Source organism: Salinisphaera sp. RV14 (assembly GCF_052044135.1).
In the GTDB taxonomy this organism is placed as follows: Bacteria; Pseudomonadota; Gammaproteobacteria; order Nevskiales; family Salinisphaeraceae; genus Salinisphaera.
Genome location: NZ_JBQDYF010000014.1, coordinates 54,217 through 73,773 on the forward strand (window position 1 = coordinate 54,217; position 19,557 = coordinate 73,773).

General features: G+C 66.1%; 15 protein-coding genes. 8 read left to right on the forward strand and 7 right to left on the reverse strand.

Features of this window, described 5'->3' with window-relative positions; translation table 11 throughout:
* The first annotated feature begins 106 nt into the window (after window positions 1-106).
* The 6 genes from ACS8Y6_RS13660 to ACS8Y6_RS13685 all read left to right on the forward strand — a co-directional run bounded on the left by ACS8Y6_RS13660 (window position 107) and on the right by ACS8Y6_RS13685 (window position 8,240).
* Complete coding sequence (locus tag ACS8Y6_RS13660; protein ID WP_440848385.1) at window positions 107-3,049, forward strand: valine--tRNA ligase; 2,943 nt, start codon at window positions 107-109, stop codon at window positions 3,047-3,049.
* A gap of 123 nt (window positions 3,050-3,172) precedes the next feature.
* Window positions 3,173-3,682 (forward strand): FxsA family protein, encoded by a 510-nt coding sequence (locus ACS8Y6_RS13665; protein WP_440855760.1) that lies wholly within the window; start codon window positions 3,173-3,175, stop codon window positions 3,680-3,682.
* 123 nt (window positions 3,683-3,805) lie between these two features.
* Window positions 3,806-4,714, forward strand: coding sequence for an AAA family ATPase (locus ACS8Y6_RS13670; protein ID WP_440855782.1), 909 nt, complete (start codon window positions 3,806-3,808; stop codon window positions 4,712-4,714).
* A 16-nt stretch (window positions 4,715-4,730) separates the two neighbouring features.
* The gene (locus ACS8Y6_RS13675; RefSeq protein ID WP_440848203.1) at window positions 4,731-5,675 is read left to right on the forward strand and encodes a DUF58 domain-containing protein; all 945 of its coding nucleotides are present in this window, start codon (window positions 4,731-4,733) and stop codon (window positions 5,673-5,675) included.
* Window positions 5,675-7,669 carry a transglutaminase TgpA family protein gene (locus tag ACS8Y6_RS13680; protein WP_440848202.1) on the forward strand — a complete coding sequence of 665 codons (1,995 nt, stop codon included), beginning with the start codon at window positions 5,675-5,677 and terminating at the stop codon, window positions 7,667-7,669. Before ACS8Y6_RS13675 ends, ACS8Y6_RS13680 begins: the two co-directional genes overlap by 1 nt.
* Before the next feature lie 16 nt (window positions 7,670-7,685).
* Window positions 7,686-8,240 carry an NUDIX domain-containing protein gene (locus ACS8Y6_RS13685; protein WP_440855761.1) on the forward strand — a complete coding sequence of 185 codons (555 nt, stop codon included), beginning with the start codon at window positions 7,686-7,688 and terminating at the stop codon, window positions 8,238-8,240.
* Window positions 8,241-8,332: 92 nt separating this feature from the next.
* Here ACS8Y6_RS13685 and ACS8Y6_RS13690 read toward each other — a convergent pair whose 3' ends face one another.
* The 3 genes from ACS8Y6_RS13690 to ACS8Y6_RS13700 form a co-directional block, all read right to left on the reverse strand.
* On the reverse strand, window positions 8,333-9,316 hold the full coding sequence (locus tag ACS8Y6_RS13690; protein ID WP_440855762.1) for an NADPH:quinone oxidoreductase family protein: 984 nt from the start codon (window positions 9,314-9,316) through the stop codon (window positions 8,333-8,335).
* Between the two features lie 73 nt (window positions 9,317-9,389).
* Window positions 9,390-10,556, reverse strand: a complete 1,167-nt coding sequence (locus tag ACS8Y6_RS13695; RefSeq protein WP_440855763.1) for an acyl-CoA dehydrogenase — start codon at window positions 10,554-10,556, stop codon at window positions 9,390-9,392.
* A gap of 210 nt (window positions 10,557-10,766) precedes the next feature.
* Complete coding sequence (locus ACS8Y6_RS13700) at window positions 10,767-11,651, reverse strand: LysR family transcriptional regulator (protein WP_440855764.1); 885 nt, start codon at window positions 11,649-11,651, stop codon at window positions 10,767-10,769.
* A gap of 152 nt (window positions 11,652-11,803) precedes the next feature.
* Here ACS8Y6_RS13700 and ACS8Y6_RS13705 point away from each other — a divergent pair, with 152 nt between their 5' ends.
* Together ACS8Y6_RS13705 and ACS8Y6_RS13710 are read left to right on the forward strand one after the other, a co-directional pair.
* Window positions 11,804-12,145, forward strand: coding sequence for a hypothetical protein (locus tag ACS8Y6_RS13705; RefSeq protein ID WP_440855765.1), 342 nt, complete (start codon window positions 11,804-11,806; stop codon window positions 12,143-12,145).
* 287 nt (window positions 12,146-12,432) lie between these two features.
* Window positions 12,433-13,023, forward strand: coding sequence for an acetate uptake transporter (locus tag ACS8Y6_RS13710; RefSeq protein ID WP_440848196.1), 591 nt, complete (start codon window positions 12,433-12,435; stop codon window positions 13,021-13,023).
* Between the two features lie 157 nt (window positions 13,024-13,180).
* On the opposite strand, the gene ACS8Y6_RS13715 is transcribed toward ACS8Y6_RS13710, so the two are convergent.
* Genes ACS8Y6_RS13715 through ACS8Y6_RS13730 form a run of 4 tightly spaced genes read right to left on the reverse strand, consistent with a single transcriptional unit; the run spans window position 13,181 to window position 19,361 of the window.
* Complete coding sequence (locus ACS8Y6_RS13715; protein ID WP_440855766.1) at window positions 13,181-14,344, reverse strand: acyl-CoA dehydrogenase family protein; 1,164 nt, start codon at window positions 14,342-14,344, stop codon at window positions 13,181-13,183.
* Between the two features lie 20 nt (window positions 14,345-14,364).
* The gene (locus ACS8Y6_RS13720; RefSeq protein WP_440855767.1) at window positions 14,365-15,546 is read right to left on the reverse strand and encodes an acyl-CoA dehydrogenase family protein; all 1,182 of its coding nucleotides are present in this window, start codon (window positions 15,544-15,546) and stop codon (window positions 14,365-14,367) included.
* Window positions 15,547-15,568: 22 nt separating this feature from the next.
* A complete protein-coding gene (locus ACS8Y6_RS13725; RefSeq protein WP_440855768.1) occupies window positions 15,569-17,656 on the reverse strand; it encodes a 3-hydroxyacyl-CoA dehydrogenase NAD-binding domain-containing protein in 2,088 nt (695 codons plus the stop codon).
* Window positions 17,657-17,705: 49 nt separating this feature from the next.
* Window positions 17,706-19,361, reverse strand: coding sequence for a long-chain-fatty-acid--CoA ligase (locus ACS8Y6_RS13730; protein ID WP_440855769.1), 1,656 nt, complete (start codon window positions 19,359-19,361; stop codon window positions 17,706-17,708).
* Between the last annotated feature and the right edge of the window lie 196 nt (window positions 19,362-19,557).

Consider the following 19,557-nt stretch of genomic DNA (forward strand, 5'->3'; position numbering starts at 1 on the left):
CGCGCCCCGCGTTGCCCGCGCGCGGTCTTGGAACACGTCGCCCGCGCCCGCAAACTGGGCGGTCAAGCCGCCGCACGAATCGATAAAGAGATCTTCCATGGCCGAGATGGACAAGACCTTCGACCCCCACGCGATCGAAGCCCGCTGGTATCCCGTGTGGGAGGAGCGCGGTTATTTCGCGCCCGACATGAACGCATCGGGCGACCCATTCTGCGTCATGCTGCCGCCGCCCAACGTCACCGGGCGACTGCACATGGGCCATGCCCTGGACGATACCCTCCAGGATGCCCTGACCCGCTATCACCGCATGCGGGGCGTACCCACGCTGTGGCAGCCGGGCACCGACCATGCCGGCATCGCCACCCAGATGCTGGTCGAGCGCCAGGTCGAGGCCGAGGGCAGCTCGCGCCATGCCATGGGCCGCGAGGCCTTCGTCGAGCGTATCTGGCAGTGGAAGGCCGAATCCGGCGGCCACATCACGACCCAGATGCGGCGCCTGGGCGCCTCGGTCGACTGGTCGCGCGAGCGCTTCACCATGGACGAGGGCCTGTCCGAAGCAGTGCGCAAGGTCTTCGTCGATCTGTACGACAAGGGCCTGATCTATCGCGGCCAGCGGCTGGTCAACTGGGACCCGGTGCTGCACACGGCGATCTCCGATCTCGAGGTCGAGAACGTCGAGGTCGACGGCCACATGTGGCACTTCAAGTATCCGCTGGAAGGCGGCGCCACCTACGAGTACATCGAGACCGACGCCGAGGGCAACGAGACCTTCCGCGAAACGCGCGACTACATCTCGATTGCCACCACCCGTCCGGAAACCATGCTGGGCGACGGCGCGATCGCCGTACATCCGGACGACAAGCGCTACGCGCCGATCGTGGGCCTGCGCTGCGAGATTCCGGTCGGGCCGAAGACCCGGCGTCGCCTGATTCCGATCATCACCGATGACTATCCGGACCCGGACTTCGGCTCCGGCGCGGTCAAGATCACCGGCGCCCACGACTTCAACGACTATGAAGTCGCCAAGCGCAACCATATCCCCATGTATCGGCTGATGGACGAATCGGCCGCCCTGCGGACGGACGGCGCGCCCTACGCCGACGCCGCCGCCCAGGCCGCCGCGATCGTCGCCTCGGGCGATACGCCGGATGCCATGGCCGTCGACGCCATCAATCTGGTGCCCGACGAATACCGCGGCCTGAATCGTTTCGAGGCGCGCCGCCGGATCGTCGAAGCCATCGATGCCGAAGGCCTGATGATCACCGCCGAGGACAAGAAGATCATGCAGCCCTACGGCGATCGTTCGGGCGACGTGATCGAGCCGATGCTCACCAACCAGTGGTTCGTCGACGCCAAAACACTGGCCAGGCCGGCGATCGAGGCCGTCGAGGACGGGCGCATCCGTTTCATCCCCGACAACTGGTCCAAGACCTACTTCGAGTGGATGCGCAACATCCAGGACTGGTGCATCTCGCGCCAGCTCTGGTGGGGCCATCGCATTCCGGCCTGGTACGACGAGGCCGGCAATGTCTACGTCGGCGCGAGTGAAGCCGATGTGCGCAACAAGCACGGCCTCGCCGAGGACGTGGCGCTCAGCCAGGACGAGGACGTGCTCGACACCTGGTTCTCGTCCGCCCTGTGGCCGTTCTCCACGCTCGGCTGGCCGGAGCAGACCGACGCACTTGCCACCTTCTACCCGACCAACGTCCTGGTCACCGGCTTCGACATCATCTTCTTCTGGGTCGCCCGGATGATCATGATGGGCCTGGAGTTCATGGACGACGTCCCCTTCCGCGAAGTCTACATCCACGGCCTGGTGCGCGATTCCGAGGGTGCGAAGATGTCCAAGTCCAAGGGCAACGTGCTCGATCCGATCGACCTGATCGACGGCATCGACCTGGAATCGCTGGTCGCCAAGCGCACCTCGGGCATGATGCAGCCGGCCAAGGCCGCGAAAGTGGCCAAGGCCACGCGCGCTGAATATCCGAACGGCATCGCCGCCTACGGCACCGATGCCCTGCGCTTCACCTTCGCGGCACTCGCCTCCTACGGCCGCGACATCCGCTTCGATCTCGGCCGTGTCGAGGGTTATCGCAACTTCTGCAACAAGCTCTGGAACGCCGCGCGCTTCGCGCTCATGCAGGTGCCCGACGACTTCGTCCCGGCCGACGACGAAAACATCGAGTTGTCGATGGCCGACCGCTGGATCGTGTCGCGCCTGCAACAGCTCGAAGCCGACATGGCCACACATTTCGACAGCTATCGCTTCGATCTGGCGGCCAATGCCATCCACGATTTCACCTGGCACCACTTCTGCGACTGGTACCTGGAGCTGATCAAGCCGGTGCTCTCCGGCGATGCCCCGGAGGCCGCCAAGGCCGGCACCCGCCGTACGCTGGTGCGCACGCTGGAAACGACGCTGCGCCTGCTGCACCCGTTGATGCCGTTCATCACCGAGGAAATCTGGCAACGCGTGGCGCCGCTCGCGCGCGGTCGCGCGCTCGCCGCCGCGGGGGAAAGCATTTCCGTGCAGCCCTTCCCGGCCGCCGACGACTCGCGCATCGACGCCAACGCCGAAGCCGACATCGAGTGGCTGAAAAAAGTCATCAACGGCCTGCGCACGATCCGCGGCGAAATGGATATCGCGCCGCGCCAGAAGATTCCGCTGGTCGTGGCCAATGCCAGTGCGACCGATCGCGAGCGCCTCGCCGTGCACCGTGCCGCCATCGATTTCCTGGCCGGCGTGGCATCCATCGACGAACGGCCCGCCGCCGAGATTCCCGAATCCGCCGTGGCACTGGTCGGCGACATGCAGCTGCGCGTGCCGCTGGCCGGGCTGATCGACACCGAGGCCGAACTGGCCCGGCTCGACAAGCGCCTGGCCAAGCTGGAAAAGGACCTGAACGGCGTGCGTGGCCGCCTGGCCAGCGACTCGTTCGTTGCCAAGGCGCCGGCCGAGGTGGTGGACAAGGCGCGCGCCCAGGCCGAGGAGCTTGAGCGCGAGCAGGTCGAACTCACCGAGCAGCGCGGGCGCATCGCCGCACTGTAGGCGCGCCCGGGCGCGCTGAAAGCGGCGCGACGACGACTTGCCTGTGCGACATCCGGCACCACATCACAATCAATGAGGAGAGCGCCGGCTCGATGTCGGCCGGCGTGCCGAACGAGGTTGACCATGGCCGCACGACTGTTACTGCTGTTCATCATCGCGCCGATCATCGAGCTGTTTCTGCTGGTCAAGATCGGCGGCATTATCGGCGTGATTCCGACCATTGCCCTGGTGCTGCTGACCGCCCTGATCGGCAGCCAGCTGGTACGGCGGCAGGGGTTGGGCGTGATGAACCGTATCCGCGCGGCGCAGGCGCGTGGCGAGGCCCCGGCCCTGCCGATGCTCGACGGCGCGGCCCTGCTTCTGGCCGGTTTCTTCCTGCTTACCCCCGGCTTCATATCGGACGCGCTCGGCTTTGTGCTGCTCATTCCGCAACTGCGCAGGCGATTGGCGAAAAACCTGCTATCACGCTTCGTGATTCTCACCCCGGGCGGCGGCGGATTCGGCCGCGGCCCGTTCGGCCGCGGCCCGTTCGGCGGCGGTGCCGACGACGGCACGATCGAAGGTGAATACCAGCGCAAGTCCGGTCGCGCGGATGGCGCGCACCACGACAACCGGCTCGACCGCGACGACTGATCCGCCAGCGCACTGGATGTCTTTCAGGCGCGGCTTCGATAATCTGGTGAGCCTGTCACCCTCCCCGATGCAAGCATGTCGTCCCGACCGCCCCTACAGCCCGATGCAACGGAGCGCGCGGCCATCGCCGGCGCCCTCGACCGCGCGCGCCGCGCCATCGGCCAGCGGCTGTACGACAAGGATCACGCGATTCGACTGGCACTCGCCTGCCTGCTGGCCGATGGCCACCTGCTGATCGAGGATATTCCGGGCGTGGGCAAGACCACGCTGGCACACGGACTGGCGGATGCGCTGGGGCTGGCGTTCTCGCGCATCCAGTTCGTCTCCGATCTGCTGCCGAGCGATATTCTCGGTGTATCGGTATTCGACAGGAACGAGGCCGAATTCGTATTCCGGCCCGGCGCGATCTTCGCGGAACTGGTGCTGGCCGATGAGATCAACCGCGCCAGCCCGCGCACCCAGAGCGCATTGCTGGAGGCCATGGCCGAACGCCAGGTCACCATCGAAGGCGTGACCCACCGGCTCGAGGCGCCCTTCAACGTGCTGGCCACCCAGAACCCGGCGGATCACAGTGGCACATTCAACCTGCCGGATTCGCAGCTCGATCGTTTTCTCATGCGGATCGATCTCGGCTATCCCTCGCGCATGGCCGAGCGCCGGCTGCTCGCGGGCGGCGTGTCCCGGGTGGACGCGTCGCATGACCGGCTGGCGCCGGTCGCCGGGCCGAACGACCTGATCGCCTGGCAGCGCGCGGCCGCGGCCACCCTCGTGCGCGATCCGCTGCTCGATTACCTGCAGGCCCTGATCGAGCACAGCCGTAGCGCGAGTGCGTGCGAACGCGGGCTGTCGCCGCGCGGCGGGCTCGCGCTGCGGCGCGCGGCCCAGGCCTGGGCGTTGATCGATGGCCGCGATCACGTATTGCCCGAAGACGTCCAGGCCGTGCTGCCGGCGGTGGTCGATCATCGCCTCACCCTGCGCGAGCGCGACGCCGGCAAGCCCTCCGCGTACCTCCTGGCCCGCGTCGACGTATAACGCCTTGGCGCTCGGCATGCCGCTTAGCCACCGTATCGACGCCGCCATCCGCCGGCGTGCACCGAGCGGACCGCCGCCGCTGCGCATTCCGGCGCGCCGCGTCTACATCGTGCCGAGCGCGACCGGCGCACTGTTCGGCGTGCTGCTGGTCGTCATGCTCGCCGGAGCGACCAACTACGGCAACAATCTCGCCTTCACCCTGACCTTCTGGCTGGCCGCCGCCGCACTGGTTTCCATGCATCGTGCGCATCGCAATCTCGCCGGGTTGGCGCTGGCCGAGGTCCAGGCGGCGCCGGTATTCGCCGGCGAGACCGCGTGCTTCGTCATCGAGCTGGCAAGCCATGCGCGGCCGGTGCGCCGGGGTCTGCACGTCGCCGGCGGCGCCACCGACATCGGCCGCGCGCTCGCGGTCGATCGCGAACGGGCCGGGCAGGCGTCCATCGCGGTACCGACACACGGCCGCGGCCGGCTGAACTGCCCGCGTCTGACCATCAGCAGCCGCTACCCGATGGGCCTGTTTCGTTGCTGGAGCCATGCCGCGCCCAGCGCCCGGGTGCTGGTCTACCCGGCGCCCATCGATCGGCTCGGGCCTGCCGCCATGGCGCAGGCCGGCGACGAGGGTCACACCGAGCCGGCCCGCGCCGGCGAGGCCCTGTTCGCCGGCCATCGCCGTTTCCAGACCGGCGATTCCCGGCGTCGTATCGACTGGAAAGCCAGCGCGCGTACCGACGATCTGATCATCACCGAGCACCACGACACCCGCGCGCCCAGCCATTGGTTCGACTATGCCACGCTCGATGCGCTGGCCCCCGAGGCGCGCCTGTCGCAGCTCGCCTACTGGGTGGTCGAGGCCGATCGACACGGCGCCGTCTATGGCTTGCGCCTGCCGCGGCAAACGCTCGGCCCGGCCACGGGAACGGCCCACCGGCGCGACTGTCTCGAAGCACTGGCCCTGTTCTGATGGCGGCTACCGGAGCCATCCACACGGTCCGCGCCGTCAGCCGCGGCGAGCGGCTCGCGCTGACCGCGCTGGTGGCTGTCATTTGCGGCCCGCACATTCTGCATCTGCCGTTCTGGGTGAGCTTCGCCGCCGCCGCGCTGCTGGCCTGGAACGTGCTGCGGATCCTGCTCGGGCAGGCCACGCCACACGGTCTGCTGCGCGCGCTGCTCACCATCGCCGGGGTGAGCGCGGTGTTTCTCGGCTTCGGCCACCTCAACGGACAGACCGCGGGCGTGGCGCTGCTCGTGCTCATGCTGGCGCTCAAGCTCAGCGAAACCCAGCGCTATCGCGATGTGGTGATCGTGCTGGCGCTGTGCTGCTTCGTACTGGTGACCCAGTTCCTGTTCTCGCAGTCGCTGGGCATGGCGCTGTACCTGATCGGCGGCAGCTGGCTGATCGTGGCCGCTTTCGTACACATCCACGCCGGAGACGACGCCCCGCCCTCGACATCGGCCGCGGAGTCGGCCCGCCTGCTGGCATTGGCGATTCCGGTGGCGGCGGCATTGTTCGTGCTGTTTCCCCGCCTGCCCGGCCCGCTCTGGGGCCTGCCCGCCGACAACGGCAACACCGCGCGCACGGGTCTGTCGGACACGATGTCGCCGGGCTCGATCGCCGATCTGGCCCGCTCGGGCGCGGTCGCGTTTCGCGTGCGCTTCGACGGCCCCGCGCCGCCACCGGCGCTCCGCTACTGGCGCGGGCCGGTGCTCTGGGATTACGACCACGGCACCTGGCACACGGGCCCGGGCGTCGCCCGCGATATCGCGCCGGCCAGCGTACACGCCGACGGCCCGACCCTCCGCACCGATATCACCCTCGCCCCCAGCCACAAGCGCTGGCTGATCGCGCTCGACATGCCGCTGACTGTCAACGCCGCGCATCGACGCACGGCCGGCGGCAACTGGGTCGCGCCCCGGCCCATCGACCAGCGCGTCCGCTACATCGCGCGCTCGGCCACGCAATACACCCTGGACGCCAATCTGACACCGGCCGCCCGACAACGCGCGCTCGCACTGCCGGCCACGGGCAATCCGCGCGCCCGCGCGCTGGCCCACCGCTGGGCACGGCACGACCCGGGCGCCCGCGCGGTGGTGCATAGCGCGCTCGATTTTCTACGGCGCGGCGGTTTCAGTTATACCCTCGACCCGCCGCGGACCTCGCGCGACAACAGCGTCGACGACTTCCTGTTCACCACCCGCGCCGGCTTCTGCGAGCACTTTGCGGGCGCTTTCACGTTCCTGATGCGCGCCGCCGGCGTGCCGGCCCGCGTGGTCACCGGCTACCAGGGCGCCGAACACGCCAGCCTCGGCGATTACTGGATCGTGCGCGATTCCGACGCCCATGCCTGGAGCGAAGTCTGGCTCGCCGGCGCCGGCTGGGTGCGCGTGGACCCGACCGCAGCGGCGGCACCGAAGCGTATCGCGGACGGCATCGACGCAGCGGTGGCCGACACCGGCGATCTGCCGTACATGGCCGGCGGCCACGGCCGCGATGCCTGGTATCGCGCGCGCATGCTCTGGGATGCGGTCGACGCGGGCTGGAACCGCTGGTTTCTCGCCTACGGTCCGGACCTCCAGCAACGTCTGTTCGCGGCCCTCGGCATCGCCGGCTTCGGCACCGCGATCGCCATCCTGACCGGGCTCGTGGTCGGTCTGCTGATGCTGGTGTCGCTTTGGCTCGCCTGGCGCATGCAGGCCGCCCGCGAGCCTGATCCGGTGGTGCGCGCCTGGCAGGGTGTGTGTCGCCGGCTCGCCCGCCGCGGCATCGCCCGCCGCACCGGCGAGACACCGGCCCATTACGCCGAGCGCGTCGCGGCCCGGCATCCGGCGCTCGCCCGTGCGATCACGGATCTCGCCGCGCGCTATTCGCGGTTACGCTATGCTGCGACGCCCGGCCCTGCCGAGCGTCGCGATTTCATTCGCCGTGCCCGCCGGTTTCATCCACTGCGGCGCGGCTGAAGGCCTAGGAGAGACCATGGATCCACGCCGCTATTGCCCCGTCTGCGCCACGCCGCTGGTCGTGCGCGAGATCGCCGACATGGATCGTCTGGCCTGCCCGGCGGACGACTGCGGTTATATCTTCTGGGACAACCCGATCCCGGTGGTTGCGGGCGTGGTCGAACACGAGGGCCATCTGGTGTTCGCGCGCAACGCGAAATGGCCGCGGGGCATGTACGGCCTGGTCACCGGCTTTCTGGAACCGCGCGAAGACCCGGCCGAAGGCGTGGTGCGCGAGGTGGCCGAGGAACTGGGCATCGAGGCCGAGATCACCGAATTCATCGGCGCCTACGGCTTCGCCCGCAAGAACCAGCTGTTGCTGGCCTACCACCTCGTCGGCCAGGGCGAGATCGCGCTCAACGAGGAACTGGCCGAATGGTTCCACGTGCCCAAGCACGAGGCCGAATACTGGCCCGGCGGCACCGGCCTGGCCGTGCGCGACTGGCTGCGCGCCCAGGGCTACGACCCACAGCCGCGCGAATTGCCGGCCCAGGTCGAAGCCTGGCTGAAGGCACCGCCGGATATGGACTGATACACGCCCCCGAACACCGTTCGGCTCAATCCGGCGCGGCGCGCGCACCGGCGGTCGCATTCCGGGAATCGCGGCCACGGCGTGGCCGCGATTCAGTCGGTATCGGGGGTGATCACCAGCTTGCCGGAGACCTCGCGGTTCGCGAGCGCGGCGATCGCCTCGCCGCCGCGGGCCAGCGGATACACGCCGCCGATGTGGGGGCGCAGGCGGCCTTCGCGGATCCACTCGAAAACCGTCTCGAGCTGTTTGGCGTTCGCCTCCGGCTCACGCTGCACGAAGCTTCCCCAGAACACGCCGATGATCGAAGCGCCCTTGAGCAGGGCCAGGTTCAAGGGCGGCTTGGGAATATCGCCGCTGGCGAAGCCGATCACGAGCAACCGCCCACGCCAGGCCGTGCCGCGCAGCGCGGCTTCCGTCGCGGCGCCGCCCACCGGGTCGTAGACCACGTCCACGCCGGCGCCGCCGGTCAGATCCTTGAGTGCCTGTTTCAGGTCGGTACTTGCGTAATTGATCGTCTCGTCCGCGCCATGTTCGCGGCATATGGAGAGCCTGGCCTCGCTCGACGCGGCCGCGATTACATGCGCGCCCAGCGCCTTGCCGATCTCGATCGCGGCCAGCCCCACCCCGCCCGAGGCGCCCAGCACCAACAGGCTTTCGCCCGCGGCGAGTCCGGCCCGGTCGGCCAGGGCATGGTAGCTCGTGCCATAGGTCATCACGCACGCCGAGGCGGTCACGTAATCCAGCCCCGCCGGCTTGGGCATGACCCGGTCGGCCCCGGCCACCACCTGTTCCGCAAATGCGCCGTACCCCGTGAATGCGATCACGTCGTCGCCGGGCCGTACACGGGTCACGTTCTCGCCGACGGCCGCGACGGTGCCGGCCAGCTCGCCGCCCGGCGAAAACGGCAGCTCGGGCTTGAGTTGATACTTGTCCTGGATGATCAGACTGTCCGGGAAATTGACCGCGGCGGCGCGCATGTCGATGAGAACCTGGTCCGGCCCGACCGGCGGCGTGTCGACCTCTTCGAGCACCAGCGTCTCGGGCGGCCCGAACTGTTTGCAGCGCAATGCCTTCATGGCGATATCCCTTGATTGATGATGGGCAGCGACGCGGGCCCGCGACGGCATGCCGGTGTGATCGGCGCCCGGCTCATTTGAAAGCCTGCAACCCGGTCTGGGCCTTGCCCAGAATCAAGGCATGAATATCGTGGGTGCCTTCGTAGGTGTTGACCGCTTCGAGATTCATGACATGCCGGATGACGTGGTATTCATCGGCAATCCCGTTGCCACCGTGCATGTCGCGGGCCTGGCGGGCGATCTCGAGTGCCTTGCCGCAGTTGTTGCGTTTGAGCATGGAGACCATTTCCGGCGCCCATTGGCCCGCATCCATCAATCGACCGAGCCGCAGTACAGCATGCAGACCGAGGGTGATCTCGGTGCTCATGTCCGCCAGTTTTTTCTGGATCAGTTGTGTGGCCGCCAACGGCCGGCCGAACTGCCGGCGTTCGAGCGTGTAACCGCGGGCCGCGTGCCAGCAGAATTCGGCCGCGCCCATGGTGCCCCAGGCAATGCCGTAGCGGGCCTTGTTCAAACAGGAGAACGGGCCTTTCAGTCCGGTCACGTCCAGGCGGTTCGCCTCGGGCACGAAACAGTCATCGAGCATGATCTGGCCGGTGGCCGACGCACGCAGCGAGAATTTGCCGTCGATGTGCGGTGTCGTCATGCCGCCGAAGTCGCGCTCGACGACGAAGCCGTTGATTTGCCCGTCGAGACTGGCCCAGATGATCGCGACATCGGCGATCGGCGAATTGGTGATCCAGGTCTTGGCGCCATTCAGAACATAGCCGCCCTCAACCCGCGACGCGCGCGTGCTCATCGAGCCGGGATCGGAGCCGTGGTCGGGCTCGGTCAGCCCGAAACAGCCGACCCATTCACCACTGGCCAGCCTGGGCAGATACCGGTTGCGGAGCGTCTCGCTGCCGAATGCATGGATGGGATGCATGACCAGCGACGATTGCACGCTCATCGCCGACCGATAACCCGAGTCGACCCGTTCGACCTCCCGCGCGAGCAGGCCGTAGCAGACATGGCTCAACCCCGCGCCCCCGTACGCCTCGGGAATGGTTGAGCCGAGCATGCCGAGCGACCCCATTTCAGTCATGATCTCGCGGTGGAAGATCTCATGCCGATTCGCCTCCAGCACGCGGGGCATCAGGCTGTTCTGGCAATAATCATGAACCGCATCGCGGATCATGCGCTCGTCCTCGCTCAGCTGCCCTTCCAGCAGCAGGGGGTCGGACCAGGCAAAGTCCTGCATCGTCGTCTTCCTTTGTCGATCACATGGGCATCCGAGCCACTCACGCCGTGGCCGGTGGCACGCATGCACCACCGCCGCGCGAAGATCCCGGCGTCCGAAAACATTCAGTCGCCAATACTAAAACGAAATTGCATTTCGCATTAATGCGGCTTATGTATGAGTTCGTCTCGAGGACCGCTTGCGGCCGCGTCCGATCGCACCCACCGACGGCTAACGCCCGAAGCGCGCGAGCACGAAATCGATGAAGTTGCGCAGTTTGGGCGAAAGGCGACGGTCACGCCGATACAGCAGATGCAGCGGCCGTTCGGGCGAACGGTAGTCGGGCAGCACGTTCACCAGATCGCCGCGTTCAATGTCATCGGCCACGGCACGTTCCGGCAGAAATGTGATGCCCATACCGGACAAGGCCGCCCGCCGCAGCGCCGCCGCGCTGTTGACGTAGACCCGGCCGGTGACGGTGACATCCACCGCGCCCGCCGGGCCGGCCAGATTCAGCACATAAGAGGACAGATCCGCGTGAATCTGGCGGGCGTAGGTATAGAGCAGGCAGTCGTAATCGACCAGTTCGGCCGGTTCGGCCGGCTGGCCGTGGGCCGCGATATAACCGGGCGCGGCGCAGAGTAGCGATCGGAACGGGGACAGCGGCCGGGCCACGAGATCCTCGTTGGCCAGTTCGCCGATCCGGATGGCGGCTTCGAACTGGTCGTCGACGAGGTCGAAAAGCCGATCGTCGACCACCAGATCGATCGTGACCTGCGGGTATTGCGCGGTGTAATCCGTCAACGCGGGCATGAGCCAATCCGCACCGAAGGCATGAGGCGCAGTAATCCGCAACTTGCCGCGCGGCGTGGCCTGGGATTGCTGCGCCAGCATGTCGGTGTCTTCGACCAACTCGAGGATATCGACACAGCGCCGGTAATAGAGGCGACCGAACTCGGTCAGACTCTGACGGCGCGTGGTCCGGTTGAGCAATGTCATCCCCGTCCGTTCTTCCAGCGCACGGAGGTGATTGCCCACCATGGCCGGCGATAGCCCGCTGCTGTTCGCCGCTGCCACAAGGCTGCCCTCGTCGACAATACGGACGAACGTCGTCATGGCGTTGAGCAGATTCATTCAACAATAAAACTAAATAAACAAATGAATATCTAGCGGTTTATTCACTCGACGTAAGTCAATAGAGTATGCATCAACAGCTAGCTTCGGCGATAGCAAACACGCATCGCCATTTATTGACGAGAGTATCGAGCATGAACACACTGGCTCAGAAAACCCGTACCGGCGCAGCCCTCCTCCTCGGCTTCGGCCTGGTTTTCGGCACTATCTCGGCTCAGGCCGCCAACCCGTCAACGGCGACCGACAGCCTGTCGAACCCGCAACGCGCGACGCAGACAAAGGGTGGCACCTTCGAGATCAAAAACGCCTTCGCTTTCCAGCAACCGGCCGGGATCGGTGCGCGTTCGCACGATTTCAGCCACACGCCTGACAGCAACGGGGCGTCAGAGCACACAAACGAGCGTTCCAAGAGCGAGCGCTCAACCAGCCCGGCCGTGCTCAAGTATCAATCGCCCTACATGTCCGCCCCCTATTGAGCGGATCGAGCCGAACGATCAACCGGATGCTCATCGGGTAAACGGGCCGTGTGTCGGCCCGTTTCACCGTACAGCGCGCGTTTTCAGGAAGAATCGCCAGGCGAGGAGCGAGGTTCAGTCCGAGGCCAGCCTTTGGATATTGAGTGCTGTCTGACGCCCGGTTTCAAACCCGTTCGTCATCGCGCGTATTACGGAACACTATTCCATAATACAAAATGATGATAGCGAACATTGAATCCGGGGCGTGAGTATCGAACGGCGCGATACACAATAATCAAGGGTGTCCCATGAGCACTGCCCCGACTCGACCAACCGCCGACCCGGCACCGCTTGGCCTGTTCGCCACGGCCCTGCCCGCCTGGTTGCTGGGCATGATCAACGCCGGCTGGTATCCGCCGGATAACATCGGATTACTGATCGCAGTGGTCTTTGCCTTCGGGGGTGGCGCCCAGGTCATTGCCGGCTGCCTGGAATTCGTTGGTGGCAATACGCTGGGCTTTACCGGATTCACCGCCTTCGGTGCCTTCTGGTGGTCACTGGCGCTTTATCTGTTGTTCTTTCATAAAGGCGTCGCACCGGCATTCGCCGGCTGGTATTTCCTGCTGTTCGGCACCGTTTCCCTCGCTTTATGGCTCGGGGCGCTCAAGGAATCGCGTGCCCTGCAGTTCTTCTTTCTGAATATCACGGTCAGCTTCGTGCTGGCCGCGTTCGGGCATTGGTTCGACTCGCAGGTCTGTATCGTGCTGGGTGGTTACGCGACGTTGATGCTCGCCGTGGTGTCCATCTATCTGGCCTTTGCCGCCATCGTCAACGGCGCCAACGATCGCATCGTATTGCCCGTTGGCGCGGCGCAGTCGCCACCGGCGGGCGGCTTGTGATCGACTCGCCGCATCGACGTCATCCCGGCGGCGCCGGCCGGGATGAAAACAGCGCCTCGGCGCCGGCGGCACAAACGTGGGCTGAACCCCGCCCGCAGCCGTCGGCCTGCCGTCGCCGCCGCCGGCAGGCCGACGATCGGCGGCTTAGATGACTTACTTACGCCGCGTTCGCCAGCGCATTGTCGCCATCGACAAGCGCGCGGCGGAACGCGGCCATGTGCCAACGATGATCGCCCAGCCAGTGGTCGATCATGATGATCCGCTTGGCGTAGTGCGCAATCGGTGATTCCGCCATCATGCCCATGCCGCCGAACAGCTGTATGGCCTCTTCGGCGACCTGGCGGCCGGCCCGTCCGACCATCACCTTGGCGGCCGCGATGCGTTGCCGGCGTTCGGCCGGCGCGGACTCCAGCGAACAGGCCGCCCAGAACGTCAGGGCGCGGACTTTTTCCAGCGCAATCCGCATGTCGACCATGCGATGCTGGAGTGCCTGGAAGCTGCCGATCGGCACACCGAACTGCTTGCGCTGCTTGAGATATTCCAGCGTCAGTTCACAGGCCCGGTCCATGGCGCCCGTGGCCTCGGCGCAGAGATAAATCACCCCGCGTTCGAGCGCCGCGTCCAGAGCGGCCCCCGCCTGCCCGGCTTCGCCCAGCAGCGCATCGGCCCCCACGCGGACGTTGGCCAGCGTGATATCCGCAGCCCGGTGGCCATCGATCGTGGGATAACCACGACGGGCCACCCCTTGCGCGCTGGCATCGACCAGAAAAGCGCTCAGCCCGTCGCCATCACCCGGTTCACCGCTACTGCGGGCGATCACGATCAGGCGATCGGCGCTATCGCCATGGGCCACCACGGCCTTGCTGCCATCCAGCACATAGCCGTCGCCATCGGCGCGCGCCGTGGTAGCGATCCAGTGCGGATCGTAGCCGCCATCGGGCTCATGACAGGCCAGCGCGTAGCGCATTTCACCGCTGATGATCGACGCGGCGAGTTCGGCCTTGTGTACGCCGTCGGCGAGCGCATCGATCAGGTGGCCACAGAGCACCACGGACGCGAGATACGGCTCAACCACCAACGCCCGGCCGAAGCCCTCGGCGACCACCATCAACTCGGCGCCGCCGCCGTCGAAACCCCCGGCGTCCTCCGACAGGGGCACGCCCAGCAGGCCGAGTTCGGCGAACTGCTGCCACATCTGCGTCGAATAGCCGGCGCTCGAGGCACGCGCGGCTTCGCGCGTGTCGAAATCGTACTGCTCGGCGACCAGGCGGTCGACCATGTCCTTGAGCATGCGCTGCTCATCGCTGTATGAAAAATCCATGACGGATCTGCCTCGTGTGTCTAGAGACCGAGAATGGCCTTGGAAATGATGTTCTTCTGGATCTCGTTGGAGCCGCCGAAGATCGAAAGCTTGCGCAGGTTGAAATAGCTCGGTGCCGCCACGCCCGCGAAATCGGGGCCTACGGGGGCGTCGTCTTCGTCGATGAACGGCAGCGCATGGGGGCCGGCCGCTTCACGATAGAGATCCGAAATCTTCTGGCGCACTTCCGTACCCATGATCTTGAGAAACGAGCTCTCGGCACCCGGCACGCCGCCGGCCTCGGCCGCGGCGACCACGCGCAGGTTGGTCATCTCGACCGCCATCAATTCGATCTCGATCTCGGCCAGCCGGTCGGCGAACGCAGGCTGTTCGATCAGGCGCTGCCCGCGAATCCGGTACTCATGGGCGATGGTCTTCAAATGCGTCAGCGCGGCCTTGGATATGCCGACGCCGGCGATGCCGGTGCGCTCGAAGGTCAGCAGGTACTTGGCGTAGGTCCAGCCCTTGTTTTCTTCGCCGACCCGGTTTTCCACTGGCACTTCGACGTTGTCGAAAAAGACTTCGTTGACCTCGTGCTCGCCGTCCAGCGTGATCAGCGGGCGCACGGTCACGCCCGGGCTGTTCATGTCGATCAGCAGGAAGGAAATGCCCTCCTGCTTCTTCGCCGCCCGGGGATCCGTGCGCACGAGGCAGAAGATCATGTTCGCGTGCTGGCCGAGCGTGGTCCAGGTCTTCTGGCCGTTGACGATGTAGTGATCGCCCTGGCGCTCGGCCCGCATTTTCAAACTGGCCAGATCCGAGCCGGCCCCGGGCTCGGAATAGCCCTGGGCCCACCAGTCGTCCATGGTGAGCATGCGCGGCAGGTAGTAATCCTTCTGCGCCTGGCTGCCGAACTTGATGATGACGGGGGCCACCATGTTGATGCCGAACGGCAGCAGGCGCGGCGCCCCGGCGGCGGCGCACTCTTCCTCGAAGATATGCTTCTGGATCGGCGACCAGCCCGGGCCGCCGTATTCGGTCGGCCAGTGCATCGCCAGCCAGCCTTTCTCGCCCAGCACGCGATGCCAGTGCACGGTTTCATCGCGGCTCAAGCGTCGATAGTTGTTGACCTTTTCGGCGATCGCGGCCGGAAGATTTGCCGCCAGAAAGCCGCGCACCTCGTCGCGAAAGGCGCGCTCGGCGTCGTTGTATTCAATATCCATGGGGTGTCGTTACCGAAACAGCTTAGAGGTCGGCGAAGCCCTTGCCTTCGCCAGCGAGTTTTTCGAGCAGGGGGGCGATCTGCCAGTCCGGATCGCCCGTGTCCTCGTGGAATGCCTTGATGCGTTCACGGACGTTTTCGAGTCCGAGCCGGTCGGCCCAGAACATCGGCCCGCCGCGGTAGGCGGGAAAGCCGTAGCCGTAGATCCAGACGATGTCGATATCCAGCGGCCGCGCGGCGATACCTTCTTCGAGGATCTTCGCGCCTTCGTTGATCATCACGTAAAGACAGCGCTCGCGAATTTCCTCGTCGCTGACCTCGCGCGGCGTGATGCCCTGCTCGGCCCGATATTTATCGATCTCGGCGGCCGTGGTTTCCGACGGCTCCGGCGTACGGCCGCCATCGGAGTAGTCGAAGACACCGCCTCCGGTCTTCTGGCCGAAGCGGCCGGCCTCGGCCAGCGCATCCATCCAGTTGCGCGCCGGGGCGTTGGCGGGATCGGTTTCCCGCAGGCCTTCGCGAATACGCCAGCCCACGTCCAGCCCGGCCAGATCGGCCATCGCAAACGGCCCCATGGGCAAGCCGAAATCGTAAAGCACGCGGTCGACCTGGGACGGCGTGGCCCCTTCATTGACCAGCGCCACCGCCTGGGCCTGGCGCTTGTGCAGCATGCGATTGCCGACAAACCCGTAACACACGCCGACCGCGACCCCGACCTTGCCGATACGTCGCGCCAGCGCCATTACCGTGGCCAATACATCGTCGGCGGTCCGCTCGCCGCGCACCACCTCCAGCAGCTTCATGACATTGGCCGGCGAGAAGAAATGCATGCCGAGCACGTCGGACGGCCGGGACGTCGCCCCGGCAATTTCGTTCACGTCCAGCGTCGAGGTGTTCGTTGCCAGAATCGCGCCGGGCTTCGCCACCCGATCAAGCTCGCCGAACACGGTCTTCTTGACGTCCATGTTCTCGAACACGGCTTCGATGATCAGATCGGCCTCGGCCAGGTCGGCATACTCCAGCGTGGTCGACAGACGGCCCATATTGGCTTCCACCTGTTCGGTCGTGAGACGACCTTTTCGGGCACTGGCCTCGTAGTTCCGGCGCATGGTTGCCACGCCGCGATCAAGCGCGTCCTGCTTGTTTTCCAGCAGTGTCACCGGGATCCCGGCGGACAGGAAATTCATGGCGATGCCGCCGCCCATCGTGCCCGCCCCAAGCACCGCGACGCGCTTGATCTCGCGTTGCGGGGTATCCTTTGCCAGCCCCGGCACCCGGGCCACCTCGCGTTCAGCGAAGAAGACATGGCGCAGGGCCGCCGACTGCGGCGAATCGAGTAATTCGGCAAACAGCTCGCGTTCGCGCGCCATGCCGGCGGCGAAATCCATCTCGGTGGCCGCCTTGACCGCCTTGATGCAGTGAAACGGCGCCAGGTGGCCGCGTTTTTTGCGCGCGATGATGGCCTCGAACTCGGCGAAGACAGCGGCTTCTTCTGTCGCAACGGAAAGCTCGCTGACCGGGCGGCGCGGCGCGTCCTCAGCGATCAGTCTCTGGGCGTAGGCGATGGCTTCGGTCTTGAGATCGCCGCTCACTACCACGTCGACGACCCCCATCTCCGCCAGCCGCGCGGCCTTGATCGGCTTGCCCTCGACGATTGCTTCCAGTGCCGCCTTCGCGCCGATCAGGCGCGGCAGGCGCTGCGTGCCGCCGGCGCCGGGCAGCAGGCCGAGGTTAACCTCCGGCAGCCCCATTTTCGCCGAATCCAGCGCCAGTCGATAATCGCAACCGAGTGTGATCTCCATGCCGCCGCCGAGGGCCGTGCCATGAACGGCAGCGATCACTCGTTTATCGCTGGCCTCGATTGCATCGATGACCTCGGGCAGCGCCGGCGGCTTCGGTGTCTGGCCGAACTCGCGGATATCGGCGCCCGCCGGAAAGGTGCGGCCAGCGCCCATGATCACCAGCGCCCTGGCGGATTCGTCGGCCAGGCCCTCGTTCAAGGCCTCGAGCAGGCCCTGGCGAACCGCGTGGCCCAGGGCGTTGACCGGCGGGTTGTCGACCACGATCAGGCCGACGCCCGCCTCGCATCGATAGGAAACGACATCGCTCATGAATACTCCTTGCGCTGCAAAACCCTCGCCGGGCGAAGCAAATATCCGGTTATGCGTCTTGCCATTCGGCCTCCTGCAGGCGACGCCACATGACCTTGCCGGTCTGGGAACGGGGCAGTTCGAGACAGATCTCGACCGCCCGCGGCACTTTGTAAGCCGCCATGTTGTCGCGACACCAGGCCAGAATGTCGGCCTCGGTCGCGGTCGCGCCGTCGACCAGCACGACACAGGCCTTGACCGATTCACCACGACGGGTGTCGGGCGTGGCGATCACGCAGGCTTCGCGGATCTCCGGGTGGCCGTACATCAACGCCTCGACCTCGGCCGGCCAGACCTTGTAGCCCGAGGCGTTGATCATCCGTTTGACGCGGTCGACCATGAAGAAATAGCCGTCCGCGTCATAGCGGCCGATATCGCCGGTCCGGAGGAAGTGCTTGCCGTCGATCTCGATGAAGGCCGCGGCCGTGGCCTCCGGCCGATTCCAGTAGCCGACGCACACCTGCGGCCCATGCAACACGATTTCCCCGCTCTCGCCGATCGACACCTCGGCCTGCGTTTCCAGGTCGATGATCCGCGCATCGACACTGAACACCGGAATCCCCAGACACTGGGCTTTCGGCGCCCCGAGCGGATTGATATGAGTCGCCGCCATGGTCTCGCTGAGACCGTAGCCTTCGATGTAATCCAGCCCGGTCAGGTCGCGCAGTTTGCCGGCTACCGCGGCCGGCATGGCCGCCCCGCCGCCACCGATGTATGTCAGGCTCGACAAATCGAAGGACTCGATCTCGGGATCGGCCAGCAGGTCCACCGCCATGGTCACGATGTTGGTCCAGCGATCGACCCGGTGGCGTTCGATAAGCCGGGCCGCCGTGCGCCGGTCCCAGCGCGTCATGATGACCAGAGTGGCGCCGGCATAGATGGGCGCATTCATGCTGTTCTGCATGCCGGTGACATGAAAGAACGGCAGCGTGGCGAGATTGACCGCCTCGGAGGTGCCGTAACTCCACACCACGCTGTGCACCGCCGTGGCCATCACCGAGGTGTGGGTATGCATGCAACCCTTGGGCTGGCCCGTGGTGCCGGAGCTGTAGGGCAATACCGCGAGATCGTCGGGGCCGACGTCAAGCGCCGGCGGCGCGTGGCCGGCGGCCATGGCATCGCGCCAGGCGGTCACCCCGGCTGCCTGCGGTGTTTCGAACGGTGCCGAGACCTCCGCCGGCAGTTCGAGATCGCAGGCCGCCGGCGCGTACTCGCTGTAGGCCGTGACCACGATCTCGTCCAGCAGGCCGGATGCGAGCAGCGGCGTGACCTCGGCCAGACGCTCCTGGCCGCAGAGGCACAGGCGGGCTTCGGTATCGCGGGCGTAGTGTTCGATTTCGCCGGTGCGATTCATCGGATTGACCGGCACCACCACCGCATTGGCGCGCAGAATCGCATAGAAGGCAACAACGTACTGCGGCGCGTTCTGCATATAGAGCAGTACCCGGTCGCCGCGGGCCACGCCCTGCGCTGTCAGATAGCCGGCCAGCGCAAGCGCCTCGCGCTCAAGCGCGGCATACGTCATCGCGGCGCCGTAATAAAGGATCGCGTCACGCTCCGGATAGCGCTGCGCGGAAATCGCGAGATTGGCGAACACGCTGGTCCGGGGCAGGGCCAGACGGTGCGGCAGGTAGGCAGGCCATACGGCATGGTGCCGATCGAACATTGCGTGCATCTCCTCGTCGTCCAACAGACCCGGCCACGCGTTCTCAAGCGCATGTTTTATCCGGATGGATCCGACTCTGTCACCGGCCGCCGGTGGCGTCAATGTATTTTGAAACGACATTCCATTTTTTAATTCCAATGTCGTATGCCGGTGCAACGGCCCCCGTGGTCCGGGGCGCCATGACGATCAGCCGCTC

Coding starts and splice junctions, on each gene's coding strand:
- ACS8Y6_RS13660 (WP_440848385.1), top strand. CDS start 107: ATGGACAAGACCTTCGACCCCCACGCGATCGAAGCCCGCTGGTATCCC.
- ACS8Y6_RS13665 (WP_440855760.1), top strand. CDS start 3,173: ATGGCCGCACGACTGTTACTGCTGTTCATCATCGCGCCGATCATCGAG.
- ACS8Y6_RS13675 (WP_440848203.1), top strand. CDS start 4,731: ATGCCGCTTAGCCACCGTATCGACGCCGCCATCCGCCGGCGTGCACCG.
- ACS8Y6_RS13680 (WP_440848202.1), top strand. CDS start 5,675: ATGGCGGCTACCGGAGCCATCCACACGGTCCGCGCCGTCAGCCGCGGC.
- ACS8Y6_RS13685 (WP_440855761.1), top strand. CDS start 7,686: ATGGATCCACGCCGCTATTGCCCCGTCTGCGCCACGCCGCTGGTCGTG.
- ACS8Y6_RS13690 (WP_440855762.1), bottom strand. CDS start 9,316: ATGAAGGCATTGCGCTGCAAACAGTTCGGGCCGCCCGAGACGCTGGTG.
- ACS8Y6_RS13695 (WP_440855763.1), bottom strand. CDS start 10,556: ATGCAGGACTTTGCCTGGTCCGACCCCCTGCTGCTGGAAGGGCAGCTG.
- ACS8Y6_RS13700 (WP_440855764.1), bottom strand. CDS start 11,651: ATGACGACGTTCGTCCGTATTGTCGACGAGGGCAGCCTTGTGGCAGCG.
- ACS8Y6_RS13705 (WP_440855765.1), top strand. CDS start 11,804: ATGAACACACTGGCTCAGAAAACCCGTACCGGCGCAGCCCTCCTCCTC.
- ACS8Y6_RS13710 (WP_440848196.1), top strand. CDS start 12,433: ATGAGCACTGCCCCGACTCGACCAACCGCCGACCCGGCACCGCTTGGC.
- ACS8Y6_RS13715 (WP_440855766.1), bottom strand. CDS start 14,344: ATGGATTTTTCATACAGCGATGAGCAGCGCATGCTCAAGGACATGGTC.
- ACS8Y6_RS13720 (WP_440855767.1), bottom strand. CDS start 15,546: ATGGATATTGAATACAACGACGCCGAGCGCGCCTTTCGCGACGAGGTG.
- ACS8Y6_RS13725 (WP_440855768.1), bottom strand. CDS start 17,656: ATGAGCGATGTCGTTTCCTATCGATGCGAGGCGGGCGTCGGCCTGATC.
- ACS8Y6_RS13730 (WP_440855769.1), bottom strand. CDS start 19,361: ATGTTCGATCGGCACCATGCCGTATGGCCTGCCTACCTGCCGCACCGT.